Annotated in this window: 19 protein-coding genes; 11 read left to right on the top strand and 8 right to left on the bottom strand. The window is 72.6% G+C overall.

The window, feature by feature from the left end:
• The first annotated feature begins 4 nt into the window (after positions 1 to 4).
• Positions 5 to 868 (top strand): Fpg/Nei family DNA glycosylase, encoded by an 864-nt coding sequence (locus JS756_RS01925; protein WP_205381105.1) that lies wholly within the window; start codon positions 5 to 7, stop codon positions 866 to 868.
• A 123-nt stretch (positions 869 to 991) separates the two neighbouring features.
• Here the strand turns inward: JS756_RS01925 and JS756_RS01920 are convergent, their stop codons facing one another.
• The 3 genes from JS756_RS01920 to JS756_RS01910 all read right to left on the bottom strand — a co-directional run bounded on the left by JS756_RS01920 (position 992) and on the right by JS756_RS01910 (position 3,126).
• Positions 992 to 1,639, bottom strand: a complete 648-nt coding sequence (locus tag JS756_RS01920) for a zf-HC2 domain-containing protein (protein ID WP_205381104.1) — start codon at positions 1,637 to 1,639, stop codon at positions 992 to 994.
• Positions 1,640 to 1,900: 261 nt separating this feature from the next.
• Positions 1,901 to 2,416, bottom strand: coding sequence for a hypothetical protein (locus tag JS756_RS01915; protein ID WP_205381103.1), 516 nt, complete (start codon positions 2,414 to 2,416; stop codon positions 1,901 to 1,903).
• Positions 2,417 to 2,571: 155 nt separating this feature from the next.
• Positions 2,572 to 3,126: a sigma-70 family RNA polymerase sigma factor gene (locus JS756_RS01910; protein ID WP_205381102.1), complete on the bottom strand. Its 555-nt coding sequence runs from the start codon at positions 3,124 to 3,126 to the stop codon at positions 2,572 to 2,574.
• 221 nt (positions 3,127 to 3,347) lie between these two features.
• Here JS756_RS01910 and JS756_RS01905 point away from each other — a divergent pair, with 221 nt between their 5' ends.
• Positions 3,348 to 4,502, top strand: coding sequence for a CapA family protein (locus tag JS756_RS01905; RefSeq protein WP_205381101.1), 1,155 nt, complete (start codon positions 3,348 to 3,350; stop codon positions 4,500 to 4,502).
• Positions 4,503 to 4,546: 44 nt separating this feature from the next.
• Here JS756_RS01905 and JS756_RS01900 read toward each other — a convergent pair whose 3' ends face one another.
• A complete protein-coding gene (locus JS756_RS01900; protein ID WP_205381100.1) occupies positions 4,547 to 5,008 on the bottom strand; it encodes a universal stress protein in 462 nt (153 codons plus the stop codon).
• Between the two features lie 110 nt (positions 5,009 to 5,118).
• On the opposite strand from JS756_RS01900, the gene lysX reads away from it, so the two are divergent.
• Positions 5,119 to 8,397, top strand: coding sequence for a bifunctional lysylphosphatidylglycerol synthetase/lysine--tRNA ligase LysX (gene lysX / locus JS756_RS01895; protein WP_205381099.1), 3,279 nt, complete (start codon positions 5,119 to 5,121; stop codon positions 8,395 to 8,397).
• A gap of 170 nt (positions 8,398 to 8,567) precedes the next feature.
• The gene (locus JS756_RS01890; protein WP_205381098.1) at positions 8,568 to 9,407 is read left to right on the top strand and encodes a polysaccharide deacetylase family protein; all 840 of its coding nucleotides are present in this window, start codon (positions 8,568 to 8,570) and stop codon (positions 9,405 to 9,407) included.
• Positions 9,408 to 9,437: 30 nt separating this feature from the next.
• Here the strand turns inward: JS756_RS01890 and JS756_RS01885 are convergent, their stop codons facing one another.
• The gene (locus tag JS756_RS01885) at positions 9,438 to 10,109 is read right to left on the bottom strand and encodes a class F sortase (RefSeq protein ID WP_205381097.1); all 672 of its coding nucleotides are present in this window, start codon (positions 10,107 to 10,109) and stop codon (positions 9,438 to 9,440) included.
• A 335-nt stretch (positions 10,110 to 10,444) separates the two neighbouring features.
• Between JS756_RS01885 and JS756_RS01880 the strand changes: the two genes are divergently transcribed.
• Complete coding sequence (locus tag JS756_RS01880; protein WP_205381096.1) at positions 10,445 to 10,942, top strand: hypothetical protein; 498 nt, start codon at positions 10,445 to 10,447, stop codon at positions 10,940 to 10,942.
• Between the two features lie 88 nt (positions 10,943 to 11,030).
• Here the strand turns inward: JS756_RS01880 and JS756_RS01875 are convergent, their stop codons facing one another.
• Together JS756_RS01875 and JS756_RS01870 are read right to left on the bottom strand one after the other, a co-directional pair.
• A complete protein-coding gene (locus JS756_RS01875) occupies positions 11,031 to 11,558 on the bottom strand; it encodes a hypothetical protein (RefSeq protein ID WP_205381095.1) in 528 nt (175 codons plus the stop codon).
• Positions 11,559 to 12,075: 517 nt separating this feature from the next.
• Entirely contained in the window at positions 12,076 to 12,840 is a 765-nt protein-coding gene (locus JS756_RS01870; RefSeq protein ID WP_205381094.1) for a bestrophin-like domain, read from the bottom strand.
• Positions 12,841 to 13,749: 909 nt separating this feature from the next.
• Here JS756_RS01870 and JS756_RS01865 point away from each other — a divergent pair.
• The 3 genes from JS756_RS01865 (at position 13,750) to JS756_RS01855 (ending at position 17,874) form a co-directional block, all read left to right on the top strand.
• Entirely contained in the window at positions 13,750 to 14,688 is a 939-nt protein-coding gene (locus tag JS756_RS01865; RefSeq protein WP_205381292.1) for an SCO0930 family lipoprotein, read from the top strand.
• 241 nt (positions 14,689 to 14,929) lie between these two features.
• A complete protein-coding gene (locus tag JS756_RS01860; RefSeq protein ID WP_205381093.1) occupies positions 14,930 to 15,742 on the top strand; it encodes an SAM-dependent methyltransferase in 813 nt (270 codons plus the stop codon).
• Positions 15,739 to 17,874 carry a putative bifunctional diguanylate cyclase/phosphodiesterase gene (locus JS756_RS01855; RefSeq protein WP_205381092.1) on the top strand — a complete coding sequence of 712 codons (2,136 nt, stop codon included), beginning with the start codon at positions 15,739 to 15,741 and terminating at the stop codon, positions 17,872 to 17,874. The genes JS756_RS01860 and JS756_RS01855 overlap by 4 nt, the downstream gene beginning before the upstream one ends.
• A gap of 176 nt (positions 17,875 to 18,050) precedes the next feature.
• Here JS756_RS01855 and JS756_RS01850 read toward each other — a convergent pair whose 3' ends face one another.
• Complete coding sequence (locus JS756_RS01850; protein ID WP_205381091.1) at positions 18,051 to 18,935, bottom strand: LysR family transcriptional regulator; 885 nt, start codon at positions 18,933 to 18,935, stop codon at positions 18,051 to 18,053.
• 132 nt (positions 18,936 to 19,067) lie between these two features.
• Here JS756_RS01850 and JS756_RS01845 point away from each other — a divergent pair, with 132 nt between their 5' ends.
• Genes JS756_RS01845 through JS756_RS01835 form a run of 3 tightly spaced genes read left to right on the top strand, consistent with a single transcriptional unit; the run spans position 19,068 to position 22,439 of the window.
• The gene (locus JS756_RS01845; protein WP_205381291.1) at positions 19,068 to 19,739 is read left to right on the top strand and encodes a succinate dehydrogenase; all 672 of its coding nucleotides are present in this window, start codon (positions 19,068 to 19,070) and stop codon (positions 19,737 to 19,739) included.
• Between the two features lies 1 nt (position 19,740).
• On the top strand, positions 19,741 to 21,693 hold the full coding sequence (locus JS756_RS01840; protein ID WP_205381090.1) for a fumarate reductase/succinate dehydrogenase flavoprotein subunit: 1,953 nt from the start codon (positions 19,741 to 19,743) through the stop codon (positions 21,691 to 21,693).
• Positions 21,690 to 22,439, top strand: coding sequence for a succinate dehydrogenase/fumarate reductase iron-sulfur subunit (locus JS756_RS01835; RefSeq protein WP_205381089.1), 750 nt, complete (start codon positions 21,690 to 21,692; stop codon positions 22,437 to 22,439). Before JS756_RS01840 ends, JS756_RS01835 begins: the two co-directional genes overlap by 4 nt.
• The last annotated feature ends 387 nt before the right edge of the window (positions 22,440 to 22,826 follow it).

The raw sequence follows: 22,826 nt of genomic DNA, 5'->3' as shown, positions 1-22,826 counted from the left end.
TCGTATGCCGGAACTTCCCGAGGTCGAGGCCCTCAAGGACTTCCTCACCGAGCACCTGGTCGGCCATGAGATCGTCCGGGTGCTGCCGGTCGCGGTCAGCGTCCTGAAGACGTACGACCCGCCGGTCACCGCCCTGGAGGGCGGCGAGGTCACCGCCGTGCGGCGGCACGGCAAGTTCCTCGACGTCGCGACCGGCGACGGCCGGCACCTGGTCACCCATCTGGCCCGCGCGGGCTGGCTGCACTGGCGGGACCGCCTGCCCGACGGCCCGCCGCGGCCCGGCAAGGGCCCGCTCGCCCTGCGGGTGGCCCTGGAGACGGGCGCCGGCTTCGACCTGACCGAGGCCGGCACGCAGAAACGCCTCGCGGTGTACGTCGTCGACGACCCCCGGCAGATCGAGGGGGTCGCCCGGCTCGGCCCCGACCCCCTGGCGGAGGACTTCGACGAACGGCGCCTGGCGGACCTGCTGTCCGGTGAACGCCGCCGGATCAAGGGTGCACTGCGGGACCAGAGTCTTCTCGCCGGCGTCGGCAACGCCTACAGCGACGAGATTCTGCACGCCGCGCGGATGTCCCCGTTCAAACTGGCCTCGGCGCTGTCCCCGGAGGAGACCCATCGCCTCTACGAGGCCCTGCGCGGCACCCTCTCCGAGGCCGTCGAACGCTCACGGGGGATCGCCGCCGGCCGGCTGAAGGCCGAGAAGAAGTCGGGCCTGCGCGTCCACGGCCGCACCGGCGAGCCGTGCCCGGTCTGCGGCGACACCATCCGCGAGGTCTCCTTCAGCGACTCCTCCCTCCAGTACTGCCCGACCTGCCAGACGGGTGGCAAGCCGCTGGCGGACCGGAGGATGTCGCGCCTGCTGAAGTGAGGCGCCCCCGGGCACCTTCCGCCCCCTCGGTGGCGGGCAGCGGCACCTGCCGGCCGGGGCCGCCGCGGCACCGGGTGCCTGCCGCCGTCCACCCGCGGGTAGGGCGGGGGCAGCCGGAGGGTCCTACGGCTGGAGCGTGACCAGATGCTCGCCGTCCGACGTGCGCACCTCGTAGCGCGCGATCTCCTTCGGGTGCAGGGCGGCGCCGCCCTGCACGGTGTCGGGGCGGGCGTCGTGCACCTGGGCCCGCCAGCTGGTCACCGTCTGCTCCGAGCCGTCGCGGCCGACCACGACGAGCCGGCAGACGCGCGGCCCGGCGCCGTCCTTGACGGTGAGCTCGACCCGGCTGCCCCATGCCTCGTCCTCGGTCGTGATCTGCGCCCACACCCCTGAGCGCTCGTCGGTCGCCGCGACCCGGACAGCTCCGTGGCCACCGCCCGCCATCAGGACCAGCGCGGGCCCGGCGAGCGCGGCGACGGCCGACGCCGCCACGGCGTACAGCATCCGCCGGCGCGCCCTGAGGTGCCGGGCCGCCGTCGCCTCCAGCAGCCGGTCCAGCAGCCGGGGCCCCGGCTGAGCCATGGGGTGCACCGGGCGGGGCGTGGCCTGCCGGTAGAGCATCAACTGCCGCGCCGCAGGCCCGAACTCGGTCACCTGCGCCGAGCAGCCGGCACACTCCATGAGGTGGTCCTCGAAGCGGAACGTGTCCGCTTCGTCCAGCACGCCGAGCGCGTACGCGGCGACATCGCGATGCCTTTCCAGGGACCTCATGCGCATCCTCGTGCCGTTGAGTGGGGGTGGGGTTACTCCTTGCTCCCACCCGTACGCAGCAGACAGCCGAATCACTCAAGTCCCGCAGAGAATCCCAACCAACGGATTCGGAGCGGAGCGGCCGGCGGTTTGGTCTCCGGGAGACTTTTTTCGGAACGGCCGGAAGTGGCGGCGTGACGGGACGGCCGGACGGCGTGACGGTACGGCTGGACGAGGCGGGCGGCCCGGCCGCAGGAGGCGGCCGGTGGCGGCCGGAGCGGGTCAGAAGAGGTGGATGGCCAGGTGCCCCAGGGGCAGGCCGAGCCGCCACGCCGGCGTCCACACCTTCGGGCCGTCGTCCTCGCCGAACGCCGCGGTGCCGCCCGGTACCGCGTCGAGGTCGGGCGCGAGGAGTTCGGTCTCCTCCAGCCAGCGCCAGGCCGCCTCGGCCAGTGCGAGGTCGGGCGAGGGGCGGCCCGCCGAGGCCGCCTCGGCGGCGATCTCGGCCAGCCGCTCGCACACCCAGTCCTGCCAGGGCTGGTCGTACGCGGTCAGCGACAGCCAGTTCTCCAGCTGGGTCACGACCCGTATCCCGGACAGCTCGCCGTCGGTGTCCGACAGGAAGACGGTCAGGGCCAGCGCGTCCCGGCCGGCCCGGAACTCGAAGGACGTCGGCGGCATGAGGTCGCCGGTGCGCAGGAGTTCGTCCGCGATGTACTCGGCGTACAGCCAGGCCATGGGGACCGTGAGCTCCCCGCCGCCGGTGCCGTCCGTGCTCTGATGACCTCTGTGCAGCATCCCTTCCTGCCTTCCTCCGGTGCGTGCGCGTCGCCCGATGCCGGGCCGGGGGGACCGATCGCCGGACCCCATCCGGAACACGGATGAGGACAGCCGATTACTCAACCATGGTCCTCAGCAAGGCGCTTTGCGAAGGCTTGACCGTGCTGCCGGTTTCATCGCAGGTCGGCCGCGTATCCCGGCAGAACCCTGCGCAGGGCGCGCAGTGCGTAGTATGCGCGGGACTTCACGGTACCGGGCGGGATGCCGAGGGTCTGCGCCGCTTCCGCCACGCTCGCCCCCTGGAAGTACACGAGCACCAGGACTTCACGGTGCTGCGGAGTGAGAGTCTTCACAGCCCTGCGGACGTCGAGGGCGGCGGCGGACTGTTCGGCGTGGTCGGCGCACACCGGCGCGTGCGCCCCGTCGAGGACCGCGTCGCCGACTTCCGCGGGGCGGGCCTGCCGGGCCCGCCGCGCGTCGATCGCGAGGCGACGCCCCACGGTCATCAGCCAGGGCCGTACGGAGTCGAAGGCGTCGGCGCGCAGTGCCTCGGGATGCTGCCAGGCACGCACCAGCGTCTCCTGGACGAGGTCCTCGGCGCGCTGCCGGTCGCCGTCACAGAGCCTGAGCAGCAGTGCGAACAGAGGCCTGCCGTGCTCCCGCTGGAGCGCGGCGAGCTCGTGCTCGGCGGTCGTCGTCACGGTGGTGAGGGTGGTTCCGGCCGTCATGCCCGTATGGCAGCGCAGAGCCCGGGTTTCGGACAGGGCGGGCGCGCGGTCGTGCGGCGGACGGTCGATCGCGTCGACGAACGGTTCGACGAACGGTCGTGATCCGGCCGGGACCTCCCGTTGGCGCACACCGGACGGGTCAAAGGCGGGCGGAGACCGTTTGCGGAGCGACCCAAGCTCGTACCTATTCGTGGGTAAATATGACCACAGTGGGGTGAGTGATGATCGCACGCAGACACCAGGTGGCCCTGGCCCTGACGGCAGTGCTCGCCGCGGCCGCCGCCTGCCAGGCCCACGACCACGCGGCATCCGGCGAACCGGGCCGGCCGGCCCCCTCGGGCGCCGGACGAGGCTTCACCCTCGTCGCCTCCGGCGACGTCCTGCCGCACACCTCGATCATCGAGCGCGCCCGCTTCGACGCGGGCGGGACGGGCTACGACTTCCGGCCGATGCTCGCCGGTATCGAACCCGTCGTCTCCCATGCCGATCTGGCGCTCTGTCACATGGAGACCGTCTACGGCGCGAACGGCGACTACACCGGCTATCCCGTCTTCAAGTCCCCGCCCGAGATCGCCGCCGGGCTCGCCGCCACCGGCTACGACGGCTGCTCCACCGCCTCCAACCACACCCTCGACGACGGCGCCGACGGCATCCGCCGCACCCTGGACGCCCTCGACGGCGCCGGTGTACGGCACGCCGGATCGGCGCGCACCCAGGCCGAGGGCGACTCCGTCACCATCATGCGGGCCGGCCCCGCCGTCGTCGCCCACCTGGCCTACACCTACGGCACCAACGGCTACCCACTGCCGCCCGGGCAGCCCTGGGCCGTCAACCTGATCGACGAGGGCCGGATCGTCGCCGACGCCCGGGCCGCCCGCCGCGCCGGCGCGGACGTGGTCGTCGTCTCCGTGCACTGGGGCACCGAGTGGCAGGACGCCCCCGACCAGCAGCAGCTCGATCTGGCCCGCCGCCTGACCGCCTCCCGCACCGGCGACCGGCCCGACATCGACCTGATCCTCGGCACCCACGCCCACGTACCGCAGGCGTACGAGAAGGTCAACGGGACCTGGGTGGTGTACGGCATGGGCGACCAGATCGCCGGCGCGATGTTCAACCACCAGGGAGCCCAGGACCCGCGCGGCAACCAGTCCACCGTGGCGCGCTTCACCTTCGCCCCGCCGCGCCGGCCCGGCGGCCGGTGGGAGGTGGCCAAGGCCGAGTTCGTCCCGCAGCTGTTCGACATCGACGCCGGCCGCGTGATGAACCTCAATCGCGCGCTCGCCCGGGGCGCCGAGGTGCGGGGGGTGCGCGACCGCATCCGCGACGTGGTGCTCAGCCGGGGCGCGGCGAAGGACGGGCTGGTGATGGGGAAGTGACCGGTGGGGGAGCGGCGCGGGACGGGGCCCGTGCGGTCCGGTGGCTACGGCACCACGGTCACCGGCCAGCGCCCCGCCTTCACCAGACGGACCGCCACCGAGCCGATGAGCCGGTGTCCGGCCTGCTCGGACGCGCCCACCACCACGGCGTCGGCGCGCAGTTCGTCGGCGGCCTCGACCAGGCCGCTGTAGGGGTCGCCGCGCAGCGTGTGGAACTCCCAGCGCACCTCGAACATCCCCTTGACCCGCTCGGCCGCCTCCCGGATCTGCCGGACGAGGTCCTTGGCGATCTCGTCGGTCGTCTCGGCCACGGGCGCACCGAGTGCGGCGCCGGCCGCCATCACCGGCTGCACGTACACGACGGCGAGCAGCGCGTGCTGGCGCCGGGCCAGGCCGCCCGCGTAGGCCGCCGCACGCAGCGACGACTCGGAGCCGTCCACCCCGACGACGATGACCTTCGGGCCGTCCGTACCCCGCTCGAACCCCTGGGAATGCTCCTGCGTCACGGACCGAGGCTATCGAACCGCCGCGGCCGCCCACCGCCCGGGCGCGGCCAAGGCGCCGCCCCCGGACGCTCGACGGGCGGGGCCGCCGGTGTGTTCCTACAGTCGGAACCATGAGTGCCACGGTGGAAGCCCCCGCGGAACGGGACGGCCGCGGGGCGATACCCGCGCCCGGGCGCGGCTTCCTCAGCCGGGTGCCCGAGGGGTTCGGCGCCTTCTTCGGCGCCCTCGGCCTGCTGTGCCTGCTGCTCGCGCTGATCCCGCCGTTGCGCAGGCTGCTGCGCCCGGTGGTGCGCGTCCTGGACCTGCTCATCGTCCCGGTCAGCGCCAACCTCGCCTACGCGGTCTTCCTGTTCCTGCTGGCCGGCGCCACCGCCGCCCGCAAGAAGGTCGCCTGGTGGCTGGTCGTGGTCTATCTGGGACTGCTCGTCCTCACGGACGTCCTCGGCGTGGCGCTCGGGCTGTACGCCGAGTCCCTGCCGTCACTCGTCGTCTGCCTGCTCGCCCTGGCGCTGCTGATCGCGGCCCGGGGCGAGTTCTACGCCGCGTCCCGCCGCGGCGCCGTACGGCGCGCGGTCGGCGTACTGGTGGGCGGGCTGGCCCTCGCGGTCCTGTTCGGATGGGGCCTGGTGGAACTGTTCCCCGGCACCCTGCCGTCCGGCCAACACCTGGCCTGGGCCGCCAACCGCGTCCTCGGCGGCCTCGTCTCGGGCGGTTCCTTCGACGGCCGCCCGCCGCGCGCCCTGTACTTCCTGCTCGGCCTGTTCGGCGCGCTCGCCCTGCTGAACGCCGCCGCCACCCTCTTCCGCTCCCAGCGCCTGGAGGCCGCCCTCCACGACGACGAGGAACTGCGCATCCGCGCCCTGCTCGGCCGCTACGGCGAGCAGGACTCCCTCGGCTACTTCGCCACCCGCCGCGACAAGGCCGTCGTCTTCTCGCCCAGCGGCAAGGCGGCCGTCACCTACCGCGTCGAAGCCGGTGTCTGCCTCGCCAGCGGCGACCCGGTCGGCGACCGGGAGGCCTGGCCGCACGCCATCGCGGCGTGGCTGGGCATCGCCCGCCGGCACGCCTGGGCCCCCGCCGTGATGGGCGCCTCCGAGGACGGCGCCACCGCCTACGCCCGCGCCGGACTCGGCGCCCTCCAACTCGGCGACGAGGCGATCCTGCACGTGATGGCCTTCGACCTGGACGGACGCGACATGCGCGTCACCCGGCAGGCTGTGCACCGGGTGCGCCGCACCGGTGCGACCTGCCGCATCCGCCGCCACGCGACCCTGAGCGACGCCGAGATGGAGGAGATCGTCGACAAGGCCGACGCCTGGCGCGACACCGAGACCGAACGCGGCTTCTCGATGGCACTGGACCGGCTCGGCGACCCCGCCGACGGAGACTGCCTGCTCGTGGAGGCCTCCGACGCGGACGGCCGCATGCTCGCCCTGCTCTCCTTCGTGCCCTGGGGCCGGGACGGCATCTCCCTGGACCTGATGCGCCGGGACCGCAGCGCCCCCAACGGCGTGATGGAGTTCATGGTCGCCGAACTGTGCGCCGCCGCCCCCAAACTCGGCGTACGCCGGGTCTCGCTGAACTTCGCCGTCTTCCGCTCGGCCTTCGAGGAGGGCGCCCGCATCGGCGCCGGACCGGTCCTCCGGCTCTGGCGCCGCCTGCTGCTGTTCCTGTCCAGATGGTGGCAGCTGGAGGCCCTGTACCGGTCCAACGCCAAGTACCACCCCGAGTGGTACCCGCGGTTCCTGTGCTACGGCGACGCCGCCGCCCTCGCCCGCACCGGCCTCGCCTCCGCCATCGCCGAGGGCTTCGTCTCCGTACCCTCGCTGCGCACGCTCTGGGGCCGAGGGCACTCCAAGGGCGCACGGCGGCCCGCCACCACGGAGGGACTGCCGCCGCTCGCGGCGCTCGGCCTCGACAGAGGGCACGAGGCCGGGGCGGCCGGCCCGGGCGCGGGCCGCCCCGAGCAGGTCCGCGTGCGGCACCGCAAGCTGGAGCGCCTGCGGGCCGACGGCGTCGACCCCTACCCGGTCGGCGTCCCGTCCCGCAGCCACACCCTCGCCGAGGTCCGCACGGGCGACCTGGTCACCGTCGCCGGACGGATCATGCTGGTCCGCGACTTCGGCGGCATCGTCTTCGTCGTCCTGCGCGACTGGTCCGGCGATCGCCAGCTCGCCCTCACCCGCAGCGGCTCCGGACCGGCGCTGCCCCGCTTCCGCGCCGACACCGACATCGGCGACCACATCCTCGCGACCGGCCGGGCGGACGTCAGCGACCGGGGCGAACCGACCGTCTTCGTCACCGACTGGCAGCTCACCGGCAAGTGCCTGCGCCCGCTGCCCGACAAACGGCGCGGCTTGACCGACCCCGAGGCCAAGGTCCGCATGCGCTCCCTGGACCTGGTCACCAGCCCGGCCGCCCGCGACGTGGTCCGCGCGCGCTCCACCGCTGTCCAGGCCCTGCGCCAGGGACTGCTGGACCGCGGCTTCCTGGAGGTCGAGACGCCGATGCTCCAGCAGATCCACGGCGGCGCCAACGCCCGGCCCTTCACCACCCACATCAACGCCTACGACCTCGACCTGTACCTGCGCATCGCCCCCGAGCTGTACCTCAAGCGGCTCTGCGTCGGGGGACTGGAGAAGGTCTTCGAGATGGGCCGCACCTTCCGCAACGAGGGCGTCTCCCACAAGCACAACCCCGAGTTCACGATGCTGGAGGCCTACCAGGCCCACGCCGACTACGACGTGATGCTCGACCTCACCCGCGAACTGATCCAGGGCGCCGCCACGGCCGCCTTCGGCAGCCCCGTGGCCCGCAAGGACGGCGCCGAGCACGACATCTCCGGGCCCTGGCCGGTCAAGACCGTGTACGGCGCCCTCTCCGAGGCGCTCGGCGAGGAGATCGACGCCGGCACCGAACTGCTGCGGCTGCACCTGCTGTGCGACCGCGCCTCGGTGCCGTACACCGCGGACGACGGCCGCGGTGACGTCGTCCTGGAGATGTACGAGCGCCTGGTCGAGGAGAAGACCCTGCTGCCCACCTTCTACAAGGACTTCCCCACCGACGTCTCCCCGCTCACCCGGCAGCACCGGCGCGACCCGCGGCTCGCCGAGCGCTGGGACCTGGTCGCCTTCGGTACGGAGCTCGGCACGGCCTACTCCGAGCTGACCGACCCGGTGGAGCAGCGCCGCCGCCTCACCGCCCAGTCGCTGCTCGCGGCCGGCGGGGACCCGGAGGCGATGGAACTCGACGAGGACTTCCTCGACGCCCTCGAGTACGCCATGCCGCCCACCGGCGGCCTCGGCGTCGGCGTCGACCGCCTCGTCATGTTCCTCACCGGCCTGACGATCCGCGAGACCCTGCCGTTCCCGCTGGTGCGCCGCCGCTGACCGGTCCTCCGCGGGCCCCTGCGGCCCTCCGCGGGGCCCGGTGGCCGCCCGCGGGGCGTCCCTCGAACGCCGGTGGGACGACCCGACTGCTTGGCCCGCGCGGGTGGTTTCCGGCCGCCACACCGGTGTCGCCGTGGTGCGTCGCCTCCCCGGGGGGCGAGGGATGACTCATGACGAAGGATCAGTTGCTCACCCGGCGCCGCCTCCTGGTCGCCGGGGCCGTCGCCGTGGGTGCCGCCGGCACCGCCGGGGTGTTCGCGCTGGGTACCGGAGGGGAAACCGCCCGCTCTGCGGGCCCCGCCGCGGGAGCCGCGCCGCACCGCGTCCCGCAGAAGCCCTCCACCTACCGCCTGCGTCCGGTCACCGGATACGGTCCGCCGCCCACGGTCCAGCGCCGGACCCCCGTCCGGAGCAAGCCGCTGCTGAAGATGTCCGGCCGCGGCCGCACCATGCTGCTGACCTTCGACGACGGCCCGGACCCCCGCTACACCCCCGACATCCTCGACACCCTGCGCGAGTACGACGTGCGCGCCACGTTCTTCGTGTGCGGGGAGCAGGCCGAATGGAACAAGGGCCTGCTGGCCCGGATGGCCGACGAGGGCCACATCGTCGGCAACCACACCTGGACGCATCCGCTGCTGACCCGGCTGAGCCGCTCCCGCATCCGCTCCGAGATCGAACGCACCAGCGACATCATCGAGGACGCCTACGGCGAGCCCCCGCAGTGGTTCCGCGCACCCTACGGAGCCTGGAACCGCGCCACCTTCCAGATCTGCGCCGACCTCGGCATGGACTCGCTGGCCTGGACCGTCGACACCCTCGACTGGACCACCCCCGGCACCCGCAGCATCGTCCGCAGCGTGGAGAGCGGCGCCGGCCCCGGCGTCGTGGTCCTGTCGCACGACGCCGGGGGCGACCGCTCCCAGAGCGTCCAGGCCCTGCGTACCTACCTGCCGCAGCTGCTGGACTCCGGTTACCACCTCACCGTCCCCCGGCGGCGGTACGCCTGACCGGGGAGGGCCCGCCCGGCCGGGGATCCGTCAGCGGACCTCGGCCAGGCGGGCGAAGACCACGACGTTGCCGTTGTAGCCGTTCTGCTTGGAGAAACCGCCCCCGCAGGTGATCACCCTCAGCTCCGGGCTGCCCTTGGAGGCGTAGACGCGGTCGCCCGGGAAGTCGTTCTTCGCGAAGACCTCGACGCCGTAGATCTCGAAGACGGCGGTCTTGCCGTCCTCGCGCCGGACCTCGACGTGGTTGCCCTTCTTCAGCGCCCCGAGGCCGTAGAACACGGCCGGGCCGCTCAGGTTGTCGACATGGCCGACGACGACCGCGGTGCCCTTCTCGCCGGGGGCGACGGCGCCGGTGAACCACCCGGCCAGGTTCGGGTCCTCGGGCGGCGGAGCGTCGACCCAGCCGTCCGCGTCCAGTCCGACCGGCATGAGCGGCGCGTCGACCTGGATCGCCGGGATCCGCACCCGGTCGGCCACCGAGAACGGCATCGGCGCCGGGGCCCGGTGCAGGGCGCCCGCGGCACTTCCGCTGTCCGCCGCTGCCGCCGAGGCGGGTTGCGGCGGCCCGATGTCGAACTCTCCCGATCCGTTCCGGATGAGCGCGAGACCGGTCAGCAGGACGAGCGCTATCACCCCCCAGGGGGCGCGCCTCTTCCGGCGCTCCTCCTCTTCGGCCAGCTCGGACAGCTCGGACGCAGACATTCGCCATCCCCTCTCGACACGGCCGTCGCCGTGTCACTTCGCGCATACGCAGAACGCTAAGTCCGGCGCGCGCAACCGGCGACAAGGCAGCGGCGAACGGGTGGCCCGTGCCACGGGGAGTGCGCCATCCGGGGTCGCCGCTGCCAGGAATTTTCTGACGGTGCGTGACCTGCGCAGATGTCGCGACGCGCGGCGGCGTGCGGGCGTGTCGGCTCACCGGGACGGACCATTCCCGACATGCGGGGGCGTGCTGATCATCTGAGTGTCTTTCCGGGAGGTGCTTTCTCGCCGATCGACCGGGGACGGGTCCCGGGGCGCCTTCCGCGGAGGATCACATGCGCAATTCTCGTGGCCTTGCGGTCTCGGCCGCCGCGGTCGCCCTCCTCGGCCTCGCCGCCCCCGCGGCCGTCGCCCGGGACGGCATGGGGGTCAACCCCAGCAACATCGTCGCCCTGCCGAGCGTCATCGCCCGCGGCGGTCAGCTGACCATCACCGTCGACGGCTGCCCGGCCGGCGGCACGGCGACCTCGGACGTCTTCCCGAGCACGCCACTGACGCCGATCAACGGCGCCAACCGGACGTCCAAGGGCACCGCCACCGTCAACTCCAACGCCCGGCCCGGCACCCACAGCATCACCGTGAACTGCAACGGCCGGACCCTGACCAACCCGTCCGCCTTCACCGTCATCGGCGGCGTCCGAGGCGGCCTGGGCGGCAGCAGCTCCAGCGGGGCGACGCCCACCGACATGGCCATCGGCGGCGGTCTGGTCGCCGCGGCCCTGGTCGGCGGCGGCCTGTTCTGGATGCGCCGCCGGGCCGAGCGGCGGGTCTGACCTTCCCGCTTCCCCTTCGCACGCCGCACGGAAGCCGGCCCCCGAACCCTCTCCTCGGGTTCCGGGGCCGGCTTCCGTGCGGCGTGCGTCAGGCGCCGTCCTCGCCGGTGCGGCGCCGCGCGAAGTGGTAGGCGGTGCCGAGCGAGCCCGCGATGAGCGCGGCGCCCAGCCCGATCTGCTTGAGGTCGAACCCGGCGATGCTGCCGCCCTCACCCGCGTGCACGCCCCGCGGCACCAGGGGCTCCGGTGTCGGACCGGTCCGCCCGCCGGCGATCGTCAGGGCGGTGGATCCGCTGACGCCGTCACAGGTGAAGGTGACGCGGTACTCCGCGCCGGGCCGGGCGTCCCGGTCGACGGTGGCCGTGGCGGACGAGTGGCCCCGCCGGATCGTGACCGTGTCGAAGACACCCGACGTGACGGTGACGGCGCCCTTGCAGCCGCCGTGGTCGCGCTCCACCTGAAGCCTGACCTTCCCTCCGGCCGCGACGGTCGAGGGGGTGACGGAGAAGCCGAACGGGGTGATGTCCGAGTCGCCCGTCGCGACGGCGACCGGCGCGGACAGGGCGAGAGCGCCGGCGCCCAGCAGCGCGGCCGTGGCAACGCGTATCGCGTGCATGTGAATCCTCCGGGTCCACGAGGAGCAGCTGCGGACCTGTTTCCGCTTGCGCCAGAAATGCACCTCGATGAGCGACACGCTAGGAACACGTGTGCGTCCCCGCGATCGCAGTCGCGCGAACGGGTCACCGCTGTGCGCCACCCGGGGGAGACCGTCCCGGGTGGCCGCCGGCCGTTCGGGGTCCGCGGTGCGGGTGCGGTGCGACAGCGCGCCCCACGGCGTCCGCCGGACGGGGGAGGGACGCGATGAGCGCTTGGGGGCATCGGTCCTGCGGGACGAGTGCGACGCACTCCACGCTCCGTGCGTGAGACGTCCGATCGGGCGGGTGCTCCCGCCGGCCGGGATTTCGACGAGCGGAAGAGCGCCGTCGGGACGCCCGTCGGCCCGCTGCTGGGTCCGTCTGCGCCGCCGGCCCCACGGCCTCGGCACACCGGGGGCACGGGCGCCGGGACGACGCGGGGAACCGTGGCGAAGGGGGTGGTGCGGCGAGCGCCCTCTTCCGGCCCCGCCCCGTCGCTCAGCCGCCGGCGTGCGGGAAGAGCCGCACGAACGGTTCCATCGACGCCGTGATACCCCGGCTGTAGGGCGCGTCGAAGTCCCAGATGAGGAACAGCAGAAAGGCGATGAGCGCCGAGAACAGCCCGGCGAGGACCAGTTCGCGCGGCGTGCGCCGGATCTGCAGCGCGAAGACCATGCCGATGGTGATGACCGCCCCGGTGATCAGTCCGAACCACACCACGCCCGGCATCGTCGGACCGGTGGCGTCCGCGCGCGCGGTGCGCGCCTGGTCGGCCGCCGCCACCTGGTCGAGGAGCGGCTGGTAGGCCTGGGCCTCGAAGTCGTTCGCCGGTTCGTAGTCGGTGACGTCCTCGCGGACGCGCTGGAGGAGTTGGGTGCCGCGGGCGGTGACGCTGCCGTGGTCCCTCATCGTCCTCCACTCGGCGGTGACGACATGTCCGACGTAGGCGTTGACATCCGCGCGCACGCGGTCGCGGACGTCGACGGGGTAGACCCGGACCCGCTCGTCGATCTCGTGCAGCGCCTGCGCCTCCGCCTGCACATGGTCCTGGGCCGCGCTGCGGGCCTCCCAGACACCGGCGATGGCCAGGCCGAGGACGATGGCGTACACCACCCCGATCCACATGGTCATGTACTCGATGACGTCCGGAGTCTCACTGGGGTCCTCGTCGACGGCGGCCCTGCGGTGCCGCACGAGGGTGATGACGACCACGACGACACAGGCGGCCAGCATCGCGAGGGTGAGAACAAGCCATTCCGGCAAAGGAGATACCTCCAGGTATGGGACAAGAGGGATGTGGTGGGGCGGGCCGGCGGGTCAGCGCGGACGGAGCGCGGCCACGGCGATCACCGCGGGAGCCGTGATCAGGAGCACGTACATGACGGGCGAGACGGTGCGCCGCACCCGCCGCCGGGGTGGCGTCGCATGGTGGCGCGGGTAGCCGACCGGGCTCGCGGACGGTCGCGGTGCGGGCGACGGGGTCGGTGCGGGGGGTGGCGTGGGTGTCGGGCTCGGCGGGGGCGCGGGCCGGGGCGGCGCGGGCGGTTCCGGTACCGGAGCGCGCTGCGGCGGCACCGGCTCGGGCACGGGACTCGGGGGCGCGGGGGGCTTCGAGGGGGCGGGCGGAGGCGGGGGAGCCGGGTGAGGCGTCGGGGTGGGGGAGGGGGTCGGCGTGGGCGTCGGCGTGGGCGTCGGCGTGGGCGTCGGGCTGGGTGGCGGGCACGCCGTCGGCCAGGGGACGCTCCCGGCCACCGCCACCGCGTCGACACCGTCCGGGCCGGTGGAGGCGTAGGCGCACGCGTCGGCCGACGCCGTCCCGGCCGGCACCCCCACCAGGAGCCATATCAGCGCCGTCATGGCCAATGCCCTTACGGCGGCGGGTGATCGGGTCGGTTCGGGTCCATGCACGAAGAAGATCTTGAGGCCTGATCCGGCCGGTGACGCCCACCGCCGGGGGATTGCCCCCGAAGGAGGGACAGCGGGCCCGGTGGACCGGGCGCGGTGACGCTCGTGTGTCCGGCGAGGCGTACGTCCGTGCGGCGGGTGTGCCACAGGTCCCGGAAAGAAATCCGCGCGGACATTGAACACATCACCCGTCCCCATGCGTACCCATGGCCGTGCGGCGGCGCAGCAGGGCGCTGCAACACCCTTGCTGACATGGGGAGTTGGACGATGAAGACCTCCTGGCGGAGCGCCTCGCTCGCGGTGGGCGCCGTGGCTGTGCTGGCACTGACGACGGCGTGCGGTCAGGACGGCGGCGGCACCCGGGCCGCGAGCCAGAACGTGGGCGCCACCGCCCCGGCCGGTGGCGACTACAGCGGGCTCGGCAACCCGGGATCCGACGCCGCCGCGAAGGAAGGACAGGACACCGCGGCCCAGACCGCGGGCGAACTGGCCGTCGCCGACAATCCCGAACTGGGCAAGGTGCTCACCGACAGCGCCGGCATGACGCTCTACCGCTTCGACTCCGACACCGCCGAGCCGCCCAAGTCCAACTGCGACGGCGACTGCGCCAAGGCCTGGCCTCCGGTGCCCGCGGACGACGCCACGGCCGGCGACGGCGTCGACAAGAAGCTGCTCGGCGAGATCACCCGGTCCGACGGCACCAAGCAGCTCACCATCGGCGGCTGGCCCGCGTACCGCTACGCCAAGGACACCGCCGCCGGTGACGTGCGCGGCCAGGGTGTCGGCGACAAGTGGTACGCGCTCGCCCCCGACGGGAAGAAGGCGAAGCTGAGCAACATGCCCGGGCTGTCCGTCCGGCACGACACCAACCTCGGTGACATCATCGTCGACAGGAACGGCATGACCGTCTACCGCTTCCTCAAGGACAAGGCCTGGCCCAAGCCGGTCTCCGCCTGCACCGGCGGCTGCCTGGAGAAGTGGCCGGCCGTGTCGCCCGTCGCCACGGACGACACCAAGGACGTGCAGAAGAAGGGCCTGATGAGCTTCACCCGGCCCGACGGCGTCAAGCAGCAGACGGTCAACTGCTGGCCCATCTACACCTTCTCCGGTGACAAGACCCCCGGGGACATCAACGGTCAGGGCGTCGGCGGCACCTGGTACGCCGTGACCCCTGAAGGAAAGCCGGTCGGCGCGCCGAAGCAGTAGAAGATCACCGCCCCAGGGTCGATCGCCCCCGCCGCGGTGGCGTGCCCGGCCGAACGTCCGCCCCCTCCGCACCGCACGGAGGGGGCGGACCTGTGTGCGTGCGCGTGTCGTCCCCCGAGCGGCACGTGCCGGTGGCAGTGACCGGGAACGGACGGTCAATTTCCGTTTCTGCTCGCTCCTTTGCCGGGCGATCAGTAGCCTCAGCTCGAACACCGGATCGCCTACGCCTTGGAGAGAGCAGATGGAGCGTCCCGCTTGGGCTCCACGGAGCATCGACATCTCGGTGCCGAGCGTCTCGCGCATCTACGACTACTACCTGGGCGGTTCGCACAACTTCGAGGTCGACCGGGAAGCCGCCCGCAAGGCCATGGAACACCTGCCGGGGCTGCCGAAGATCATGCAGGCGAACCGCGCGTTCATGCGCCGCGCCGTGCGGTTCGCCGCGGACCAGGGCATCACCCAGTTCCTCGACATCGGCTCCGGCATCCCCACCTTCGGCAACGCCCACGAGGTGGCCCAGAAGGCGACCCCCGGCGCCCGTGTCGTCTACGTCGACCACGACCCGGTGGCCGTCGCGCACAGCCGGGCGGTGCTGGAGGGCAACGACGCCGCCGACGTGCTCGCCGCAGACCTCCGCAAGCCCCAGGAGATCCTGGCGAGCCCTCAGGTGCAGCGGCTGATCGACCTGAATCGGCCAGTGGCGCTGCTTCTCGTTGCCATACTGCACTTCGTGGAGGACGCGGACGACCCGTACGGGGCGGTGGCCGAACTGCGCGACGCGCTCGCGCCCGGCAGCCTGCTGCTGCTCACGCATGCCTCGTACGAGGGAATCCCGCTGCCGCCCGGGCGGGCGGAGGGTGCGGTGGATGTGTACAAGGACATTCGCAACCCGCTGATCATGCGCTCGCGTGACGAGATCGCGCGGTTCTTCGAGGGGTACGAGATGGTGGAACCGGGACTGGTGCCGATGCCGCGGTGGCGGCCGGAGACGGCGCCCGAGGACGAGGATCCTTATGCCTTCTCCGGTTTCGCCGGCGTGGGGCGTACGGCGTGAGCGGGGAACCGGACGGGCTCGAGGACAGACTGCGACGGTTCGCAGCCATCTGGAGCCGGGCAGTGTTCCCGCTCACACCGACGTCGTCGACCCGGACCGAGTTCGAGGCGCAACTGCTGCCGCTGGCGGAACGGTTGAGCCGCGCCCTGCGGGCCCCCGCGTTCCAGGCGGCCGAGGGCCGGGCGGTCGGCGCCGCCCTGGTCGCCGCGCACTGCACCGACCCCGAGGCACTCAGCCGCAGCCTCGACTGCGTCGACGCCTACCTCGTGCTGTACTGCGGCGGCGACGGCGACCGGGAGGCCCTGCGCTCGCGCAGCGCACGGTTGCAGCACGCGATGTCCGCGGGGTACGCGCAGGCGCTGCGCGAGCGGACCCTCGCCGAGCAGGAGGCCGTCGCGCAGGCCGCCCTGCGCGCCCAAGGCGTGGTCGCCCAGGCGCTGCACGCCACCGAGGCCCGCTTCCGCGCGGTCTTCGAGGGTGCCGCCATAGGGATCGGCATCGCCGATCTGGAGGGCAACATACTGCAGGTCAACGGAGCCCTGATGCGCATGTTCGGCGGCGGTGAACAGCTCGTGCGCGGCCGGAACGTCAAGGACTGGACGCACGTCGACGACGCCCCGCAGGTGTGGCGCCTGTACGACGAGCTGGTGCAGGGCGAACGCGAGCACTACCACGTGGAAAAGGCGTTCTACCGGCCCGACGGCACCGTCCTGTGGACCAATCTGACGGTCTCCCTGCTGCGCGACGCCGACGGCGACCCCCAGTACCAGCTGGCGCTGATGGAGGACACCACCGAGCGCCGCCTGCTCAACCTGCGGCTGCGCTACGAGGCCACGCACGACGCCCTCACCGGACTGCCGAACCGCACGCTGTTCTTCGAGCGGCTGGAGAAGGTCCTCGGCGCGGGCGAGGATCAGCGCTTCGGCCTGTGCTACCTCGACCTGGACGGTTTCAAGACCATCAACGACAGCCTCGGCCACGCCGCGGGCGACCGGTTGCTGGTGGAGGTCGCCGACCGTCTGCAGTCGTGTGCGACCGCGCCCGGCGAGATGGTCGCCCGCCTCGGTGGCGACGAGTTCGTGGCGCTGACCACCGGACCGAACGCGCAGCGCGAGGTGGACGAACTGGCCGCCCGCATCATGAACGCGCTGCTCGCACCGGTCCGGATCGACGGCCGTGAGCTGACCGTGCGCGGCAGCATCGGCATCGTCGAGGGCGCGGCGGGCGAGCGCAACGCGGCGGAGGTGCTGCGCAGCGCCGACATCACCATGTACCGGGCCAAGTCGGCGGGCGGCAACCGCTTCGAGCTCGCCGACCCGGAGGCGGACGCGCGTGCCATCACCCGGCACGGGCTCACCACGGCGCTGCCGGCCGCCCTGGACCGCGGTGAGTTCTTCATCGAGTACCAGCCGCTGGTCCACCTCGGCGACGGCAGCGTGCGCGGCGCGGAGGCCCTGGTGCGCTGGCTCCATCCGCAGCACGGCGTGCTCGGCCCGGACCGGTTCATCCCGCTCGCCGAGCACACGGGCCTGATCGTCCCGCTGGGCCGCTGGGTGCTGGAGCAGTCGGTGAGGCAGGCCCGGGAGTGGCGGGCCCGGCACGCGGACGCCGAGCGGTTCCGCATCAACGTCAACCTCTCGCCCTGCCAGCTCACCCACCCCGCGCTCGTCCAGGACACCGTCGACATCCTGGAGCGGGCGGGCGTCGAGCCGGACGCGCTGTGCCTGGAGGTCACCGAGTCCGCCCTGATCGGCGCCGACGACGACCTCCTCAAACCCCTGCGCCGGCTGGCCGAGATGGGCGTGGACATCGCCCTGGACGACTTCGGCACCGGGTACTCGAACCTGGCGAACCTGCGCAGACTGCCGGTGAGCATCCTCAAACTGGACCGCTCCTTCACCCAGAGCATGCAGCAGTTCCCGGCCGACCCCGTCGACCTGAAGATCGTCGAGGGCATCGTCTCACTGGCTCACAGCCTCGACCTCGCGGTCACCGTGGAGGGGGTGGAGACCGGCGCACAGGCCGAGCAACTGCGGATACTGGGCTGCGACACCGCGCAGGGCTGGTACTACGCCCGCCCGGGCCCGCCGGAGCGGCTGCACCAACTGGCCCTGGCCGACGCGACGGGGTGAGGAGCGGCCCCACCGAGGGGCTTCTCCCGGGGCGCCCTCCGGACCCGGGCGGCCGGACCGGCGGCCTTCCCCCGCGGTCCTGTGTCCCTTCCGCGCCGGTCCTGCCCCTTCCAGTCAGGGCGGTCCGTGCCGATCGCGCCCGGAAGGGCGCGTGCCCCCGTGCGCGGCGGTCGTCCTCACCGCTCCAGCAGCATCCGTTGCAGCTCCCGGGCGGCCCGCGGCGGCGCGACGTCACTGCGATGGGCGAGGGCGATCGTCCGGTGCAGGCCCGGCCGGGTCAGCGCGGTGACGCGGAGGCCGTGGCCCGACCGGGCGGCGACCATGCGCGGAACGACCGCCACCCCCAGTCCCGCCCGCACGAACCCCAGGACCGCGTCCATCTCGCCGCCCTCCACGGCGAACTCCGGCTCGAAGCCGGCCGAACGGCACGCGGCAACCGTCAGCTCCCGCAGGTCGTAGCCGTGCCGGAACATCACCAGGCGCTCGCCCGCCAGGTCCGCGATCCGCACGCTGCGGCGACCGCCGCCCGGGCTCGGCACCTCCGGTGAGGACACCACGACCAGGTCCTCGCGCAGCAGTTCCACCGTCGTCAGCGCCGGGGACGGCGTCGGCAGCGGCAGCACGACCAGCGCGAGGTCGAGGGCGCCGCGGGCCAGCTGGCGGACCAGGTCGAGCGAACCGCCCTCCTCGATCAGCAGCCGGATGCCCGGGTAGCGGTCGTGGAAGGCGCGCAGCACATCGGGCAGCAGGCCCGTGCACAGACTCGGGGTCGCGCCGAGCCGTACCCGGCCGCGGCGCAGTTGCACCAGCTCCTGCACCTCCTGGCGGGCCGTCTCGGTGTCCGCCAGGATCCGTCGGGCCAGCGGAAGCAGCGCCTCGCCCGCGTCGGTGAGCGTGATGTTGCCCCGCGCCCGCAGGAACAGGTCGGCGCCCAGCTCCCGCTCCAGCGCCCTGATCTGCTGGGACAGTGACGGCTGCGCGACATGGACCGTCTCCGCGGCCCGGGTGAAATGCCGGGTCTCGGCGACCGCCACGAAGTACTGGAGCTGCTGGAACTGCATCGTCCCAGCATAGGCAGTGACATAGGCGTTGCCTATCGAAACGAGGTGCACCATGTCTTGGACCGATGAGGACCTTCGGCCCTAGCGTTCTGTCCCATGGCTCTGGCAACGCGGACGGACCGGCGGCCGTCCATGGCGCGCACTGTGTGGAACTCCACCGTCGGAAAGAAGACGGTGATGGCCGTGAGTGGCGTGATCATGCTGCTGTACCTGGTCGCACACGTCATCGGAAACCTGAAGATCTTCTTCGGGGCGGGGGAGTTCAACCACTACGCGCACTGGCTGCGCACCGTCGGCGAGCCCTTCATGCACTACGAGTGGACGCTGTGGCTGGTCCGCGCGGTGCTCGTGGTCGCGGTCGTCGCACACGCCGTCTCCGCGTACCAGCTCAGCCGCCGCGACATCCGGGCGCGTCCCACCCGCTACGTCCACCGTAGGCCCCGGGCGAGCTACGCCACGCGCACCATGCGCTGGGGCGGCATCATCCTCGGCCTGTTCATCGTCTGGCACATCCTGGACCTGACCACCGGCACCGTGCACTCCGGCGACTTCCAGGAGGGCCACCCGTACCAGAACGTCGTGGACACCTTCTCCACCTGGTACGGCAACGTCATCTACATCGTCGCGATGCTCGCCCTCGGCCTGCACGTCCGGCACGGCTTCTGGAGCGCCGCCCAGACCCTCGGCGTCGGCAGCCGCACCCGGGACCGTGTCCTGAAGACCGTCGCCGACGTCCTCGCGCTGCTGCTCACGGCCGGCTTCGTCGCCGTACCCGTGGGCGTCATGACCGGAGTGGTGAGCTGACATGACCGCTGCATACACCAGCTACACGACCGGCGAGCCGGTCGCCGACACCAGGGCGCCGTCCGGCCCCGTCCACGAGCGCTGGGACAAGCGCCGCTTCGAGGCCAAACTCGTCAACCCGGCCAACCGGCGCAAGCACACCGTGATCGTCGTCGGCACCGGCCTGGCGGGCGGGTCCGCGGGCGCCACCCTCGCCGAACAGGGCTACCACGTCGTCCAGTTCTGCTACCAGGACTCCCCGCGCCGCGCCCACTCCATCGCGGCGCAGGGCGGGATCAACGCGGCGAAGAACTATCGCAACGACGGCGACTCCGTCCACCGGCTGTTCTACGACACCGTCAAGGGCGGCGACTTCCGCGCCCGCGAGTCCAACGTCCACCGGCTCGCCCAGATCTCCGTCGAGATCATCGACCAGTGCGTGGCGCAGGGCGTGCCCTTCGCCCGCGAGTACGGCGGCCTGCTCGACACCCGCTCCTTCGGCGGCGTCCAGGTCTCCCGCACCTTCTACGCCCGCGGCCAGACGGGCCAGCAGCTGCTGCTCGGCGCCTACCAGGCGCTCAGCCGGCAGATCGCGGCCGGCAACGTCGAGATGCACCCGCGGACCGAGATGCTCGACCTGATCGTCGTCGACGGACGGGCCCGCGGCATCGTCGCCCGTGACCTGATCACCGGCAGGATCGACACGTACTACGCGGACGCGGTCGTGCTCGCCTCCGGCGGCTACGGCAACGTCTTCTACCTGTCGACCAACGCCATGAACTCCAATGCCACCGCCGTGTGGCGGGCGCACCGGCGCGGCGCCCTCTTCGCCAACCCCTGCTTCACGCAGATCCACCCCACCTGCATCCCCCGCACCGGCGACCACCAGTCCAAGCTCACCCTGATGAGCGAGTCGCTGCGCAACGACGGACGGATCTGGGTGCCCAGGGCCAAGGGCGACACCCGCCCGCCGCACCGGATCCCCGAGGACGAGCGCGACTACTACCTGGAGCGGATCTACCCCTCCTTCGGCAACCTGGTCCCGCGCGACATCGCCTCCCGTGCCGCGAAGAACGTCTGCGACGAGGGCCGCGGCGTCGGCCCCGGCGGACAGGGCGTGTACCTCGACTTCGCCGACGCCATCGAGCGAATGGGCCGCGCGGCGGTGGAGGCCAAGTACGGCAACCTCTTCGACATGTACCAGCGGATCACCGACGAGGACCCGTACGAGGTGCCGATGCGGATCTACCCGGCCGTCCACTACACGATGGGCGGCCTGTGGGTCGACTACGACCTCCGGACCACCGTGCCCGGCCTGTTCGCGATCGGCGAGGCCAACTTCTCCGACCACGGCGCCAACCGGCTCGGCGCGTCCGCCCTGATGCAGGGCCTCGCCGACGGCTACTTCGTGCTGCCGGCCACCATCAACGACTACCTCGCCCGCAACCCGCACCAGGACGAGGTCACCGACGAGCACCCCGACGTCCGGGACGTGCTGGCCGGGACCCGGGACCGCCTGGACCGGCTGCTGTCCGTCGACGGCGACCGCACCCCCGACTCCTTCCACCGCGAACTCGGCGAGCTCATGTGGGAGTTCTGCGGCATGGCCCGCACCGACGCCGGACTGCGCAAGGCGCTGGAGCGCATTCCGCAGATCCGCGACGAGTTCTGGAGGCGCATCAAGGTCCCCGGCGCGGGAGAGGAGTTCAACCAGTCCCTGGAGAAGGCCAACCGCGTCGTCGACTACCTGGAGCTCGCCGAGCTCATGTGCCTCGACGCCCTGCACCGTACCGAGTCCTGCGGCGGCCACTTCCGCGAGGAGTCGCAGACACCGGAGGGCGAGGCGGCCCGCGACGACGATGCGTTCGCCTACGCGGCGGCCTGGGAGTTCACCGGCACGGGCAGCGCCCCCGTCCTGCACAAGGAAGACCTCGTCTTCGAGTACGTCCACCCCACCCAGCGGAGCTACGCATGAAGCTCACCCTGCGCGTCTGGCGGCAGAAGAACGCCGACGCCGACGGCGCCATGTCCACGTACGAGGTGGACGGCATCTCGCCGGACATGTCCTTCCTGGAGATGCTCGACACCCTCAACGAGGAACTCATCGTCAGGGGCGAGGACCCGGTCGCGTTCGACCACGACTGCCGCGAGGGGATCTGCGGCGCGTGCAGCCTGGTGATCAACGGCGATGCGCACGGACCGGAACGCACCACCACCTGCCAGCTGCACATGCGGTCCTTCCGGGACGGCGACATCATCGACGTCGAGCCGTGGCGCGCCGCGGCCTTCCCCGTGATCAAGGACCTGGTGGTCGACCGCTCCGCGTTCGACCGGATCGTCCAGGCCGGCGGCTACATCACCGCGCCCACCGGCTCGGCGCCGGAGGCCCACGCCACGCCGGTCCCCAAGCCGGACGCCGACCAGGCCTTCGAGCACGCCGAGTGCATCGGCTGCGGCGCCTGCGTGGCCGCCTGCCCGAACGGCGCGGCGATGCTGTTCACCTCGGCGAAGGTCAACCACCTCAACGTGTTGCCGCAGGGGGCGCCCGAACGGGAGACCCGCGTGCTGGACATGGTGACCCAGATGGACGAGGAGGGGTTCGGCGGCTGCACCCTCGCCGGCGAGTGTGCGACCGCCTGCCCCAAGGGCATCCCGCTCGAGTCCATCACCGGCATGAACAAGGAGTGGCTGCGGGCGACCCGCAAGGTCGCCAGGCGGTAGCGGAACGTTCGCCGACAGGTGCGGACGGGCGGGACCGGGGGCGGTGCTCAACCCCGGTCCCGCCAAGGCCCCCCGCCCATGACCGCCTCCCGGCGCATCGCCGGCTCCCGGCCCGTCCGGAACTGCCCGCCGCGGCACCCGGCGCTCCTCGTTCCGCGGTACGTCTCCGCCGACTCCAGCCGCTCCCACGGCGCCGCGCCCAGCGCCTTCCGCCGACGGCCGCCCCACGCCCCCACCCCGGACCCGGTGATCGCTCCCCCAGGGGAGGCGGCCTCTTCCCCCCGGTCGCCTCCTGACCGTCACCCGTCCGACACCGGCTCGTCCACGGGGCCGGGGACGTCGGACACCCGGCGTGAGCCGTTCAGCCGCCGCACACCCGTACTCCCG

The sequence above is a fragment of the Streptomyces actuosus genome (assembly GCF_016921115.1).
Classification (GTDB): domain Bacteria; phylum Actinomycetota; class Actinomycetes; order Streptomycetales; family Streptomycetaceae; genus Streptomyces; species Streptomyces actuosus_A.
Note: the sequence above shows the minus strand (reverse complement) of the source record. Positions and strands in the feature narration are given on the sequence as shown.